Below are 13384 nucleotides of genomic sequence, written 5' to 3' on the forward strand. Positions count from 1 at the left end.
ATGACAGAAGAACTCACCGCGAAACAACAAGTCCGGAAGCGCGAACAGTACACCAAGTGGATCAACAGATCCGTTGGGTTCGGTGTTGCGAGTTTCTTCATTGCGACGGCGATATGGATGGTCACCGAAGAACAGCTTGTGCTCTTCGCCGGATTAGGGCTTTATTGGCTCGGTGCCATCGGAATGGGAATCGGATACTGGTACTCGCCAGTTGCACTCAGGGATGAATTCGAACAGCACACGGAGCGGGAAGCAAGCCAAGCGACATTGACATTCATTACCGCTGTCGTTATCATCGGAATTCCGGCAGATGTCGTCCTCAGCACGACTGGCGTGTATACCGCTCCCGCAGCTATCCGAGGAGCGATCTGGAGTTATCTCCTGTTGACGTTTATCTTCGGAGCTGCTCACTGGTATGTAAAACGACAGTACGAATAGCAGCGACGTATCCATGAAAAATAAAATAGATGTTTACCGCGAACGCAAAGGGATAAGTCAAGGGGACTTAGCCACAGCCGTTGGCGTCTCACGTCAAACGATAAACGCAGTCGAACGTAACCGCTACGATCCATCGCTAGAGTTGGCATTCAAACTTGCTGCGTACTTCGATTGCCGGATCGAAGAGCTGTTCGATCCCAACATCGAACCGGTTGGGGAGTGACCGATTCGCGCTTGTATCACGTATATAAATTCAAGAGGTCTGGATGAATAGACCGTGGGATGCCTTCTGTGACACGCTGAGAAAGCGTTGGTATTGAGGCGATTAAGTACAGTTCGTCAAATCAATCTCAAACTGGCTGAAATCCTATTCTCCTCTTCACAACATCATGCTCTAAACTTGACCCTCACACCAGAAGGGTTAACGAATCTCGGGCTAATTAACCGGTATGCTCCTCAAAAATTCGAAAGTAGCCGACTCCGACGGCGAGAGACACGGCGACGTCTTGATACGTGACGGTAAGATAGATGAGATAGACTCCGATATCTCCGATGTTGACGGAGACCACGAGATCTACGACCTCGACGGCGACTACGTCGTCCCGGGTGTCATAGACTGCCACGTACATCTCGTCTCGGAATGTCTCCCGACTAACAGACACGGCGACGACAGTATGAGATGGTACCGAGTCGTCGACAACATGGAGAAGACCCTCTCTGCTGGAGTGACGACGGTCAGAGACCTCAACGCACCCGACTCGTCGGTGATAGACGCCGGCAGAGCGGTCGAGGAGGATCTGATCGACGGTCCGCGCGTCGTGGCGTGTGGACAGGGTATATCGTGTACGGGAGGACATTTCTCGGGAAGCTGTCGCGAGGCAGACGGCGTCTCAGAGGTCAGAAAGGCTGTGAGGGAACAGATCGAACGGGGTGCCGAAGTCATAAAGCTGATGACGACTTCGAGTGCCTACTCGTCGACACGGGGCGCACAGGAGATGACGCGCGACGAGATAGAGGCGGCTGTCGAGGTCGCCGAGATGAAGGACGTCCCTACTGCGGCACACGCCGAGGGGAAAGACGGCATACTCGCGGCGTCGGAGGCGGGTGTCGACAGCGTCGAACACTGTAAGTTCGCCGACGACGAAGCCGCCGAGACTCTCGCGCGGAACGGTACCTTCTGGGTTCCGACCCACAAGCCGACACGTATGTCCATCGAGAATCCCGAGAAGGTCTCCGACGAGAAGCTACGTAAGGCGGAGGAAACCGTCGAGAGACAGAAGGCAGTCGTCGAAAGAATGGTCGAGAACGGCGTCAGGGTCGCCATGGGAAGTGACGCCGGTACGTCGTACAACTACCACGGTGAGAACCTCCACGAGTTAGAACTCATGGCGGAGTACGGCATCGACGAGAAGACCGTACTCGACGCCGCGACCTCGAACGCCGCCGAGCTCTTGGGCATCGACGACAAGGTGGGATACGTGCGCGAGGGTTACACAGCCGACCTCCTCGTACTGTCGGGAGACCCCCTCGAAGACGTCTCGAACTGGAGGAACCAGAGGCTCGTAATAAAGGACGGCGACCTCGTAGACTAGACTCATAGTAGACGAAGACGAAAATGGGATCAGTCGATAAGAGACTCTGCCTCTTTTCTCGCCTTCTCCCTCTCGTGGCACTTGTAACAGTCGCCACAGCCCTCGGGGTCGTCGGTGAGTATACACGAGACTGTGTCGTCGAATCCCACCTCGAACTCTCTATTTATAAGCTCGGCGACGATCTCCGCCTTCTCCCTGCCGTAGAGCGGGGTGTGTATACTCAGGTCGTCGTCGAGCCCCGTCGAGAGAGCGTCCTCGATCGCGTCGTAGAATCCACGTGACGAGTCACGGAAGGATCTGTCGCCCGATGCGAGAGTCCCCTCGTAGATATCCGTGACATCCATAGCCGTCAACTCGACCGAGGCGTTTGTTATGAGACTACTCGACCTGCCGTGTATGTAGGTGAAGTACTTGTCCTCAGGACTGACATCGTCACGTCTCAGCCTCGAAGGGTCGTCGTGCCGTACCTCAATCTCCATGAGTTCTTCCGCTCTCTCTACTCTTTCGACGTGCTGCATCGCCTTCTTCCGCTCGTACTCCTCCCACGGAAAGCCGTAGCTGACATAGACGGGCTGGATCTCGCCGTCGAGACTCTGTAGGAGGTAGGCGCTCTCGACCCCGCCGCTGTAGAGTAGCCCTTTCATATTTCGTCTTGTGGGTCTCGACTCTTGACCTCCTCCCCCGCGTTTACGCGGGGGAATCCCGAGTCAAGCGAATCGAAGATTCGCGTACATCGCAAATCTTCGATTTGCTCAGCGTTGGGATATTAGGGTTTACACGTCACTCGGCGGTTGCTCGCGGTTGGAATCCGTGAGTCCGGCTGAACTGAATGACGCGAGGCTGGGCCAAACAGCCGTTACCGCTATCCCCCAATGGAGGAGTTACGGTTAGCGTTTTCTGTCTGATATTATCGGCTCCATTCACGTCGCCATGTGAGACAACTCCACAGCGGTCGCATTTCCACAAGCCACGTTCAACACGACTGTCGTCATCTGCGTGGCCACAGACACTACACGACGATGATGTCCCGCGTTCGTCTGGCATTTCTACCTCGATGCCACGCTCACGGGCTTTGTAGTCGATGAGGTTCATCAGCCGCTTGTACGCCCAGTTATCCAGACGTTTGTTGCCGTGCCTGCCCCAGTCGTCTTCATCGACACCACTGGGGTCGCCTACGACCAACGTACCCACGTTGTGGTCTACACAGCGTTCAACAATGTCTTTTGACAGGGCGTGCAGGAAGTGGTCTTTCCGCCGTGATAGCTTCTCACGCGCCCACTGTGCTTTCTGGCTGGGGCCATGGGCCCCTTCTGTCTGGTATACTTCTCGTTGGAAGTAGTGCTTGTCTTCACGTAGTGTGTTGCCCGGATACAACAGGGCATCATCAGGGAACGCGACGACAGCAGGATTACAGATACCAAGGTCAACTCCTGCGGTTTTCTCGCCGGGCGACTCTGCGGTAATTTCCGTCTCACAGACGACGTGCAACTCCCAGCGACTCTTGGCGCTGTTGTAGACAGCACGAACCTGTTGGATGTTCTCCAGTTCAACAGCAGGCGGCGTATCGTATTCGCAGAGGATGAAATCGCGTCCGTCTTTGTGGTTCTTGCCTTTGCTCAGACGGATATGGTCGTGTTTCGTGTCGTGGCGAATGCCTTTCTTCTTCCACGTCACGGTCGAGCGCGGATGTTCTTCGTGGACTCTGTTGCCGTCACTATCGTAGTAGTTGGTTTTACGGTATCCCGGTGGGTTGTCCTGGTCGTCGTCGGAGCCGAACCACGAACTGAACGCTTCAGAAAGCTCTTCGAGAACTTTCTGACTGGACTGGCTATGCAGTCCTTTGTATTTCGGGTGGGTTTTCAGTTCGCGTTTGAGTTCGTCTTCGTCGGGGATTTCGCCGGTTTCGTCCCACTGTTGGCGGGCGTAGTAATTGGCGACGTTCCAGAGTTTGGATGCCGACCAGCCGTGTCTGTCCAGCGCACCAGCTACTTGCGAGTGATTCTGGATGCGGCAAACGTAGGTGCGACGTGTTGTCGGCATCCGTTACATATTGTTATGAGTGTCTGTTTTTTAAATATTGTGGAATATCCAGCAGTGGCGTAGCCGATGGATAGGTCAACTGAGTGACGGCGCGTATCCACGGCGTGAACGCCGTGGTATTGCGCCTGCTCCGCCTATAAACCGAACGGAGCCTCTGTCATCACATCAGACGGTACGGTTTTCCGGTTTCGCCTCGTCGTATACGTATGTCCGAACTCGACTCTAAGACAGCCCTCGTGACGGGGAGTCCTAAACGCGTCGGGAAGGAGATAGCGCTCGCTCTCGCCGACGAAGGAGCTGACGTTGGAGTCCATTACAGGACGAGCGCCGACGCCGCCGAGAAGACCGCTGAGGAGATACGTCAGAAAGGCGTCGAGTCTTCGGTGTTTCAGGCAGACCTCTCTGAGGTTGAGGAGTCTGAAACCCTCGTCGACGACGTAGCCGATGAATTCGGCGGTCTCGACATAGTCGTAAACAGCGCGTCGGTCTTCTACGAGACTCCTTTCGGCGAGGTCGACGAAGACGACTGGAACCACAACATAGACGTCAACCTCAGAGCGCCTTTCTTCGTCTCACAGAGGGCGGCGGAGGTCATCGACGAGGGTAAGATAGTCAATATCGCGGGAGTCGGCGGTATAACGCCGTACCCGAGCTATCTCCCATACTCCGCCTCGAAGTCGGGTCTGATCTCTCTCACGAAGGGGATGGCGAAGGAGCTCGCGCCCGATATCTCCGTAAACGCCGTAGCACCCGCTACAGTCCTCTCACCTCCCGACAGGGACGAGGAAGAGGAGAGACGTATCGCCGAGACGATCCCCGTCGGAAGTATAGGCTCCCCGGACGACGTCTCAGAGGCGGTCGTCTATCTCACGTCGGCGTCGGAGTTCGTGACCGGTGTCGTACTCCCGGTCGACGGCGGCAAGACGGCTTAAATGAAAACTGTTATGTCATCCAGTCTTATAAAGAAGTAATGCAGTAAGACGAAGCCGCCTTAGCTCAGCCTGGGAGAGCGCTCGACTGAAGATCGAGTTGTCCCTGGTTCAAATCCGGGAGGCGGCATTTTCCTGCGAACAACGTGAGCGGTGAAACTCCTCCCGAGCGACCTAATTTCTAAATTCGAAGAGATAACTACTCGAACTTAGAGCCTATCCACGCGCCGATCTCACTCCCGATCACACCTAACACACCGCTGACTACGAGCACGAAGCCAGCCGCTACGGCTGTTATGGCTGTGGTGGGAGCCAGAGACCACTCCGCCGCGAAGTCGTTACGTGACGCCATTACCAAGACCTATATCGCGCTCGGGACGCCTCCTATCATACCTGCGCGGGCTCCTACGGAGTTAGAGTTCAACGACTTTTTCTCAGCTAAGTAGCCCGCGAGTATCCCTCCGAAGAAGACCATGCTGACTGAGAAGTACTCCATCCCTGTTAGCCAGAACCTCAGGAAAGTCAGTGGGAGGGAAGCGGCTCCGGCGACGACTGCGTACTTCCATGTCTCGGATATCCTACTGTATGTCTGAGTCGAGGACATTCGTGAGTCGGTGGTAGAAGTCGTGTGCCTGCATACTAAGGGCTTCTGGTGGTCGACGTCGACACTAACTAAAGACAGTCAAAGTCAAGCCAAGGGCCGGATTTGAACCGGCGATAGGCGGCTCTGCAGGCCGCTGCATTAGGCCGGACTCTGCCACCTTGGCGCGTTCACGCACTCAGGTTGGTCGGCTTGAGACAAAAACCTATCGGAGAGACGCCGTCATCCGGGGGATATAAGGTCGTCGCGGGACATCTTCGTGTATGGTAGAAGCACCCGACACAGCAGAAGGCTGGTACATGCTCCACGACATGAGAACCGTCGACTGGGAAGACTGGGAGTCGGCGGGGAGAGGAAAGAAGAAGTCCGCAGCCTCCGACGGCGAGGAGTTCTTAGAAGGTCTCGAAGGAGACGGAGACGGAGACGGGGGCGACCAGGCGGTCTACTCCGTAGTCGGCGACAAGGCTGACCTGATGTTCATCTATCTGCGTGAGACACTCGAAGAGCTAAACGCGATAGAGAGACAGTTCGAGTCGACAGCCCTCGCGGAGTTCACGACACGCACTGACTCACACGTCTCGGTCACAGAGCTCGGAGGCTACACAAACGAGGAGATCGCCTCCGACGAACTCGAGGAGTCGACGAGGAAGTTCGTCGAGTCACGTCTCTACCCGAGCATACCCGACACCAACTTCGTCTCGTTCTATCCGATGAACAAGAAGCGCGAGAAGGGACAGAACTGGTACAGCCTCCCGAAGGAGGAGCGTGAGGAGATGATGAAGAGCCACGGGATGATAGGACGACAGTACGCCGGTGAGGTCACACAGACGATCTCGGGATCGGTCGGAATTGACGACTGGGAGTGGGGTGTCGACCTCTTCGGCGATGACATGATCCCTATCAAGCACCTAGTCTACGAGATGCGTTTCGACGAGGCGAGTGCGAAATACGCCGACTTCGGACCCTTCTACACCGGAATCCGTTTCCCCGCTTCCGACCTCGACGCATTCATGTCGGGTGATGAAGTCCCGACGACTGACATAAGGGCGGAGCTTGAGGAGAGAGGAATCTACTCGGGAGAGCCCCACGGAGAGGACGTCTTCGCAATGGTCGTCTACTCCGACGCAGACGCCGACGACCTCCACGACGAGGTCGAGGAGATCAGATCGGGCATAGACGCCGACGGACATATATCGACAGACGTCTACACCACAGAAGCCGAGAACGCCGTCGTCTCACTCTGGGAGTCGAGACAGGGAGCCGAGGAGGTCTACGAGGAGCTCGGCGAGATAGAGGGAGCGCGCAAAGCCGGAGAGGGCAGCGGCTTCTCGACGATGGGTATGTTCTACAAGGTCGAGCCCGAGTACAAGGACGAGTTCGTGGGAATGTTCGACGACGCCGGAGAGCTACTCGAAGACATGGACGGACACAGGGAGACATATCTCCTCGAAAACGTCGAGGACGAGAACGACATGTTCATAACTTCGAGATGGGACTCGAAGGACGCCGCGATGGGATTCTTCCGCTCGGACGCCTTCAAGGACACGGTTGACGCAGGCAGGGAGATACTCGCAGACAGACCCCGCCACGTCTTCCTCGCATAGATAAAGGAAAAGACGTCAGAGGTTCTCGTTAACCTTCTCCCCTATCCCGTCGAGTAGAACGAGTGTCGGCGGGAGTGTCACGAGCGCGGCGACGAGTGTCATACCGAGTATTCCGACCGTCACTGTACCGAAGTCGCTGAGTATCGGGAACGGCGAGGCGACCAGAGCCGAGAAGCCGAATATAGTCGTGAGACCCGAGACGGTTATAGCCTCTCCGACACGTGAGGTCGCAGTCTCGACGGCGTCGAGCTTCGAGGCTCCCGATCTCTTCTCCTCGAAGTACCTCTCCATCACTATCACTGTGTACTCGGCGCCTATTCCTATAGTGAGTGCGCCGAGTGACGCGCTCAGGGGTGAGACCTTGATCCCGAGTAGGTACATGTATAGACCCTGCCATCCCACGACGAACAGCATCGGGACTACCGGCGCGACTGACTTCACGGGGCTCCTGTAGTAGACGAGAAGGAGCATGAAGACGAGGAAGGCACCGAGGGCTGTCGTCGTGTTCCTCGACTCTATCCCGCTGACTGTGTTCTGTGGCGAGAGAACCGACGACCCCGTCAGATCGGCTTCGACACCGGGAGGCGGCTGACTCGTCTCTATCGCTCTCTCGACGTTGTCGATGAACGACAGTACTTCGTCGGTGTCCATTCCCCGCTCGGCGTTGACCGTGATATGTGCGTATCCGTCGGAGTAGTACCTCGCAGTCTGGCTCTCTGGGAGTCGTGAGATGACTTCATCTACTCCTGCCTGAGTCGCGGGTATCTCGCCCCCGTTGTTCTGCTTGACGAGGTCGGCAGGCGAGTCGACTCCCGTAATCAGGGGCTTACCCGTCGCTACGGTCTCGAACTCCTCCATCCACTCCAGTGTCTCGGGATTCCGGAGATCCGAGCCACTCACGAGAACCGAGTACTGAACGCTACTTCCTCCTCCTGTCACGCTCCGGAAGTTCTGGAGGTTGACGTACGCGGGGAGATCCTGTGGTATGAACTCCTCGCTGTCTGTGAGGGTACCGAGATCCTCGCTGACGTAGAGACCTCCCACCATGAGGAGTCCTGCGACGAGTATGATGGCACCGGGACGCTGAGCCAGCTTCCTCGAACCCTTTCCTATTATACTGCCGAAGAGGGTTGCCGTCATGACCTCCTGTCTCGGCTTCTCCTTCGTGTAGGTTCCCTCCCTGTCGTCCTCGTCGACATCCGACCTTCTCTCCTTCCAGTGGGCGTAGATAGTCAGGACTGAGAGGAGAAGTATGATACCGGATATGTACGACAGGATTATGCCGATGATCGACGTCTGTGAGAACCAGACGAGTGCGGGCGTGCCAATCGAAGTGATCCACGTCGCCGCGAAGCCGAGTCCCGCCGCGAGCATAGCTACCAAGACCGCAGGTCCTATTCCCTTGAGAGCACGTGGAAGCGCGACACTCGGCGGGTTTCTGTCGAGCTCTTCCTCGTATCTCTGGTGGAACTGTACTGAGTAGTCTATGCCGAGTCCTATGAGTATCGGGAAGACAGCACTCGTGAGTGTCGAGTTGGGTATTCCGAGGTAACCCATCGCACCGAAGGTATAGATGACCCCTACGAAGACCGCGACTATCGGAAGGAGACGCAGACGCACTCCTCTGAAGAAGAAGAAGAGAGCGACGATCATCAGACCGACTGCGAGACGGAGCTGGCTCTGTGTGCTACTCTGTATCGTGTCGGAGAGCTGTGCCGAGAAAGCGGGGTTTCCGGTGATGGTGACCGACACTCCCGCGGGGAACTCCGCCCAGTCCTTCGCCTCGACCGACTTCTCGTAGACGGGCTTCTCGTCTTTCTGTGTCAGGTCGGGTTTGAGAATTACCTGTACAACTGTGTACCTCGGATTCCCCACGACGGAGTTTATCTTTTCTGAGGACTCGGGTATTCCGCCGTACTCCGCTCTCACTCTGTCAGCGGGACTCACGACCGTCTCGACGTTCTCGACCTCCGACATACGTGAGTCGAACCTGTCTATCGCCTCCATCGTCTTGGGGTCGTCGACCTCTCCTCTCACGAGTACGGCTATCGCGCCTCTGTCGAAGTTCTCAGTGTACTGGTCGTAGGTCGGGTTCTCGCTTATGAACGCCCTGTCACCCGTCACGCTGTTTATCTGTGAGGCTCCTCCCACCGCTACGAATAAAAGGACGACTGCGAGACCGAGGAAGAAGAAGGGATGTCTCTCTATCCTCTCGCCGAGGTACTCAAACGGCTTTCTTAGTAACTCCATCTTGTCTTGTTTTATTTTACGTTCTGCGTCTCCAGACGAAGGCTCCTGCGGCGACTACCACGACGACTAAGCCAGCGACGACGTACGGAACCGGGGGTCCGCCACCCTCCGACTCCTCGACGGGTATACCTACTGGGAGACTGTCGGTGAACTGGGTGTCACCCCCTCTGTCGTCGTACCTGACCTCTATCGATCCCGTGTACTCCTTCGGTATCGCTGACGAAGTCGCGCTGACTGTGAAGACGGCGGTCTTGGTCTCGCCGGGCTTCATCTTACCGAGGAATGTTTCGTCGTCGCCGCTCGATATGGGATCGGTCACGAATATCTTAGCGTTAACGTTGTCGGCGGTGTAGTCGGCGTTGTTGGTGACACCGACACGCATCTCGGCTGTGCCTCCCGACGTTAGGCTCGTGTTGACCGAGGTGACCTTGAAGGGATCGACCTCCTCACCGACTTCGAAGCTCTTGCGTATAGGCTCGGAGTACCGTCTTGTCTCTCCGTAGGCGTTCTCGTACTTGACGTCGAAGACGAGTTCTCGTTTTCCGGGCTCGGCATCCTCGCTCACAGACAACTTGAAACTCACATTCGATGACTCTCCTGCTCCGAGGTCGCCGACTGCTGACTCTCCACCGGTGACAGTTATACCTGATTTCTTATCCGCGGAGACAGTCACGACGACGTTTCTGACTGACGAGTTAGCGGTATTGGTCAGCCTCCCTGAGACCATCGCGTCGTCCTCGTCGACTCTGAGAGCTTCCGACGTGGTGTCTTCGAGAGTGAACGTCCTCTCGGGCATCACATCGACGTTAGTGCGAAGGGTCTCCGAGGTCTCTGTGACTCCGTTCGTGTTCTCGTACTCGACGACGGCATTCACGGGGTACTTACCCGGTACTACGTCGGAGTCGGCTCCCACCTTGACTGTGTACTCCTTTACCGATCCCGGCTCTATGGGACTTGACGCTACTGTTCTCGACCTCTGTCTCTGGTTTATACCACCGAAGAAGACGCCCTCCGTCTCCGATGTCAGCTTTATACGTGGGTCGTAGGCAGTCTCGACACCCGTGTTTCGGAGGCTGAACCTGAGACGTCCCGTGTCTCCCGCGAAGACGTTCTCTGACTCGGAGGTGACTATCTCGAACTCGGGTCTCCTCTCGACGACTATCTCTATGTACTTAGTCTCCTCGCGCGAGAAGTCGTTGTACTGAGGTGCTGTGACGTCGCTGTACTCGACCGAGCGTGTGTAGTCATAGCTCACCTCGACCGGAATTCGGTAGGTGCCCGGCTCGGCATCTCCAATCTCTATCTTGAACGAGTAGGGTCCTGCGCCACCCTCGGGAACCGACCCTACAGAGACGGTTCCCGACTGGACGTCTATCGGAGCGTCAAGTCGGCTCTCGTCTATGCTCATCTGGAGGTTACGTGCCGTCTTGACACGCTGTTCGTGCTGTGCGGGACCTCCCTGTTCGAGGTCACCGTTGTTGGTGATCCAGACCTCGATGGTAGCGTCTGTGTTAGACGAGAAGTGGTTGTCACGCACAGAGAGGTCGATCTCGGGGCTTCCTATCACCGAGTCAGCCCCGGCGACGGGCTGTACAGATACCATGATAAGGAGTAGTAACGTGGCTATACCAGACACAGATATACGTTTCATGCTTGTCTTAAACCGGGTCTCGGCGGTACATAATACTGTCTATCTAAACACTCAGAAGGTTGTTTCTATCCTGAGCTGAAACCATAAGAGTGTTGTTTACTGTCTCCGAAGACGACTTAGATGGACACGGAGCTACTCGAACGTCTGAAGGAGCTCGGTCTCTCGGAGTACGAGGCTCGGGCGTATCTAGTTCTCGCTAAGGGGTCTGTGATCTCGGCGGAGGAGGTCTCCGAGAGGTCGGAGGTGCCGAAGGGACGTATCTACGACGTACTCAACTCTCTCTCGGAGAAGTCTCTCGTGAGATGTGACGAGTCACGTCCCAAGAGGTACTCCGCCGTCGACCCCGAGACCTCTGTCGGTCGACTTCTGAGTTCGCGCGAGAAAGAGCTTTCGAGGAAGGAGAAGAAGTACGAGGAAGCCGCCGACGAGGCTAAGGATCTACTCTCACGTCTCGGCTCCGACGACTCCGTCGAGTCGGGGTCGGGATTCTGGACTACAGCGGTTCACGAGGAGAACGCGAAGGAGCTTCTCTTCGAGAGGTTCTCGACCGCAGAAGACGAGATACTGATCTGTGCTAGCTCGGGCGACACTCCGCGGGAGATACAGAAGAAGTTCGTCGAGAAGATCTACGGTATACTCGCCGACGGCGTCGATGTCAGACTCATAACCGGAGAGGACGATGAACTCGTCGACCTGAGTCTTCTTATAGAGGAGGGGCTCGAACTGAGACGTATAGACGATGTCCCGAGACAGCGTTTCAACGTCATAGACTCGTCGGAGGCGTGTATAGAGGTTCTTCATCCTTCCGACGAGTCGGAGATACTCTCTGTCATAAACTTCAGGGACGGACGTGTAGTCGACGAGCTACACACGACATTCGAGTCTCTGTGGGAGAGGGGTGAAAGAGAGAGACAAGGAGGTACCAACTGATGTCTGGTTCCGGGTCAGGATCGGAGTCAGAATCAGAGTCGGACTCGGAGTCAAGAACTTACCTCGGAATCGACACCGACAGACGTGTACTCGCTCTCGCTCTCGCCCGTATGGCGGACTCGCTCGGAAACTCGTTCCTCATAATCGTACTCCCTCTCTACATACACAGCGGACGTATAACCGGCGACTTCGTCGGCTTCTCAGTCGGAGAGACGGGTGCTATAAGCATAGGTCTCATAACCGGAATAATCCTCTCGTCGTTCGGCTTTCTCAACAGCTTCGGACAGCCTTTCACGGGTAGGCTCTCCGACTCACTCCGGAGGAGGAAGATATTCGTTATAACGGGTCTTGGAATACTCGCGGTCACCAACTTCCTCTACTCAGTAGTCGGGAGCTACGAGGTCATGTTCGTCGTCCGTGCTGTACAGGGTATTGGGGTCGCCTTCACAATACCCACCTCGATAGCACTCGTCAACGAGCTTGCGACCGACACGACACGTGGTAGCAACATGGGTGTCTACAACACCTTCCGTCTCCTCGGCTTCGGCGCGGGACCTCTAGTCGCGGGCGGCATAGTCGAGGCAGGTCCCTACATGGTCGCGGGTCTCACTGTGAACGGCTTCAACGCTGCTTTCTACATCGCGTCGGTCTCGGCGATGTTGAGCATCCTCTTAGTCCACGTACTCGTCGATGACCCCGAGGAGCTCGAAGAGGAAGCTGGAGGCGACCTCTCTGTGTCGGTCTTCTACAAAGGGGACGGGGACAAACTCCTCGATCCCGTCTTCACTCTCGGCGTAGCCTCGCTCTTCATGGCGGTCGGGATAGCCCTCCTCGCCGCGATAGAGACACACGTCAACTCACGTCTCGGACAGGGAAGCTTTCTCTTCGGTGTCGAGTTCGCCGCCTTCGTGGGCGCACAGGTTCTCCTACAGGCACCCATAGGCAGCGTGAGTGACCGTATAGGACGTAAGCCATTCATCGTCGCGGGACTCGTCTTACTCGTACCCTCGACAGTCGCACAGGGTCTCGTCACAGTCCCCGCACAGATGATAGTCGCGCGTTTCGTACAGGGTGTCGCGGGTGCTATGGTCTTCGCTCCCGCTCTCGCACTCGCGGGTGACATAGCAAAGACTGGCGAGTCGGGAACTCAGCTCTCAGTCCTGACTATGAGCTTCGGTCTCGGAATAGCAATAGGTCCGCTGTCGTCGGGCTTTCTCGTCGACTACGGCTACGTCTACCCCTTCGTCTTCGGCTCTTTCCTAGCCGCGGTCGGTGCGGTCTTAGTCTACACACAGGTCGAGGACACCGTCGACCCCAACTGAACCGAGACCGCTGAGGCTGGGTAGAGA

General features: G+C 56.4%; 13 protein-coding genes and 2 tRNA genes. 8 read left to right on the forward strand and 7 right to left on the reverse strand.

The window, feature by feature from the left end:
• The 3 genes from SV253_04440 to SV253_04450 all read left to right on the forward strand — a co-directional run bounded on the left by SV253_04440 (window position 1) and on the right by SV253_04450 (window position 2030).
• Entirely contained in the window at window positions 1-438 is a 438-nt protein-coding gene (locus SV253_04440; protein MDY6775313.1) for a hypothetical protein, read from the forward strand.
• Between the two features lie 13 nt (window positions 439-451).
• A complete protein-coding gene (locus tag SV253_04445) occupies window positions 452-661 on the forward strand; it encodes a helix-turn-helix transcriptional regulator (protein ID MDY6775314.1) in 210 nt (69 codons plus the stop codon).
• Between the two features lie 226 nt (window positions 662-887).
• Window positions 888-2030 carry an amidohydrolase family protein gene (locus SV253_04450; GenBank protein ID MDY6775315.1) on the forward strand — a complete coding sequence of 381 codons (1143 nt, stop codon included), beginning with the start codon at window positions 888-890 and terminating at the stop codon, window positions 2028-2030.
• Between the two features lie 29 nt (window positions 2031-2059).
• Here the strand turns inward: SV253_04450 and SV253_04455 are convergent, their stop codons facing one another.
• Together SV253_04455 and SV253_04460 are read right to left on the reverse strand one after the other, a co-directional pair.
• Window positions 2060-2674, reverse strand: a complete 615-nt coding sequence (locus SV253_04455) for a 7-cyano-7-deazaguanine synthase (protein MDY6775316.1) — start codon at window positions 2672-2674, stop codon at window positions 2060-2062.
• A 136-nt stretch (window positions 2675-2810) separates the two neighbouring features.
• Window positions 2811-4070 (reverse strand): transposase, encoded by a 1260-nt coding sequence (locus tag SV253_04460; protein ID MDY6775317.1) that lies wholly within the window; start codon window positions 4068-4070, stop codon window positions 2811-2813.
• Between the two features lie 206 nt (window positions 4071-4276).
• Here SV253_04460 and SV253_04465 point away from each other — a divergent pair, with 206 nt between their 5' ends.
• Window positions 4277-5002, forward strand: coding sequence for an SDR family oxidoreductase (locus SV253_04465; protein MDY6775318.1), 726 nt, complete (start codon window positions 4277-4279; stop codon window positions 5000-5002).
• 53 nt (window positions 5003-5055) lie between these two features.
• Window positions 5056-5129 (forward strand) — tRNA-Phe (locus tag SV253_04470).
• Window positions 5130-5198: 69 nt separating this feature from the next.
• Here SV253_04470 and SV253_04475 read toward each other — a convergent pair.
• From SV253_04475 to SV253_04485, 3 genes are all read right to left on the reverse strand, one after another.
• On the reverse strand, window positions 5199-5351 hold the full coding sequence (locus SV253_04475; GenBank protein ID MDY6775319.1) for a hypothetical protein: 153 nt from the start codon (window positions 5349-5351) through the stop codon (window positions 5199-5201).
• Window positions 5352-5360: 9 nt separating this feature from the next.
• Window positions 5361-5603, reverse strand: coding sequence for a DUF5518 domain-containing protein (locus SV253_04480; protein ID MDY6775320.1), 243 nt, complete (start codon window positions 5601-5603; stop codon window positions 5361-5363).
• 87 nt (window positions 5604-5690) lie between these two features.
• Window positions 5691-5766, reverse strand: a tRNA-Cys gene (locus SV253_04485).
• A 97-nt stretch (window positions 5767-5863) separates the two neighbouring features.
• On the opposite strand from SV253_04485, the gene SV253_04490 reads away from it, so the two are divergent.
• Entirely contained in the window at window positions 5864-7204 is a 1341-nt protein-coding gene (locus SV253_04490) for a heme-binding protein (protein MDY6775321.1), read from the forward strand.
• Window positions 7205-7219: 15 nt separating this feature from the next.
• On the opposite strand, the gene SV253_04495 is transcribed toward SV253_04490, so the two are convergent.
• Together SV253_04495 and SV253_04500 are read right to left on the reverse strand one after the other, a co-directional pair.
• Window positions 7220-9454: an RND family transporter gene (locus tag SV253_04495; GenBank protein MDY6775322.1), complete on the reverse strand. Its 2235-nt coding sequence runs from the start codon at window positions 9452-9454 to the stop codon at window positions 7220-7222.
• Between the two features lie 16 nt (window positions 9455-9470).
• Window positions 9471-11105 (reverse strand): COG1361 S-layer family protein, encoded by a 1635-nt coding sequence (locus SV253_04500; GenBank protein MDY6775323.1) that lies wholly within the window; start codon window positions 11103-11105, stop codon window positions 9471-9473.
• A gap of 120 nt (window positions 11106-11225) precedes the next feature.
• Between SV253_04500 and SV253_04505 the strand changes: the two genes are divergently transcribed.
• Window positions 11226-12035 carry a helix-turn-helix domain-containing protein gene (locus tag SV253_04505; GenBank protein ID MDY6775324.1) on the forward strand — a complete coding sequence of 270 codons (810 nt, stop codon included), beginning with the start codon at window positions 11226-11228 and terminating at the stop codon, window positions 12033-12035.
• Between the two features lie 110 nt (window positions 12036-12145).
• Window positions 12146-13357 carry an MFS transporter gene (locus tag SV253_04510; GenBank protein ID MDY6775325.1) on the forward strand — a complete coding sequence of 404 codons (1212 nt, stop codon included), beginning with the start codon at window positions 12146-12148 and terminating at the stop codon, window positions 13355-13357.
• Window positions 13358-13384: the final 27 nt, after the last annotated feature.

The sequence above is a fragment of the Candidatus Afararchaeum irisae genome (assembly GCA_034190545.1).
GTDB lineage: Archaea > Halobacteriota > Halobacteria > Halobacteriales > Afararchaeaceae > Afararchaeum > Afararchaeum irisae.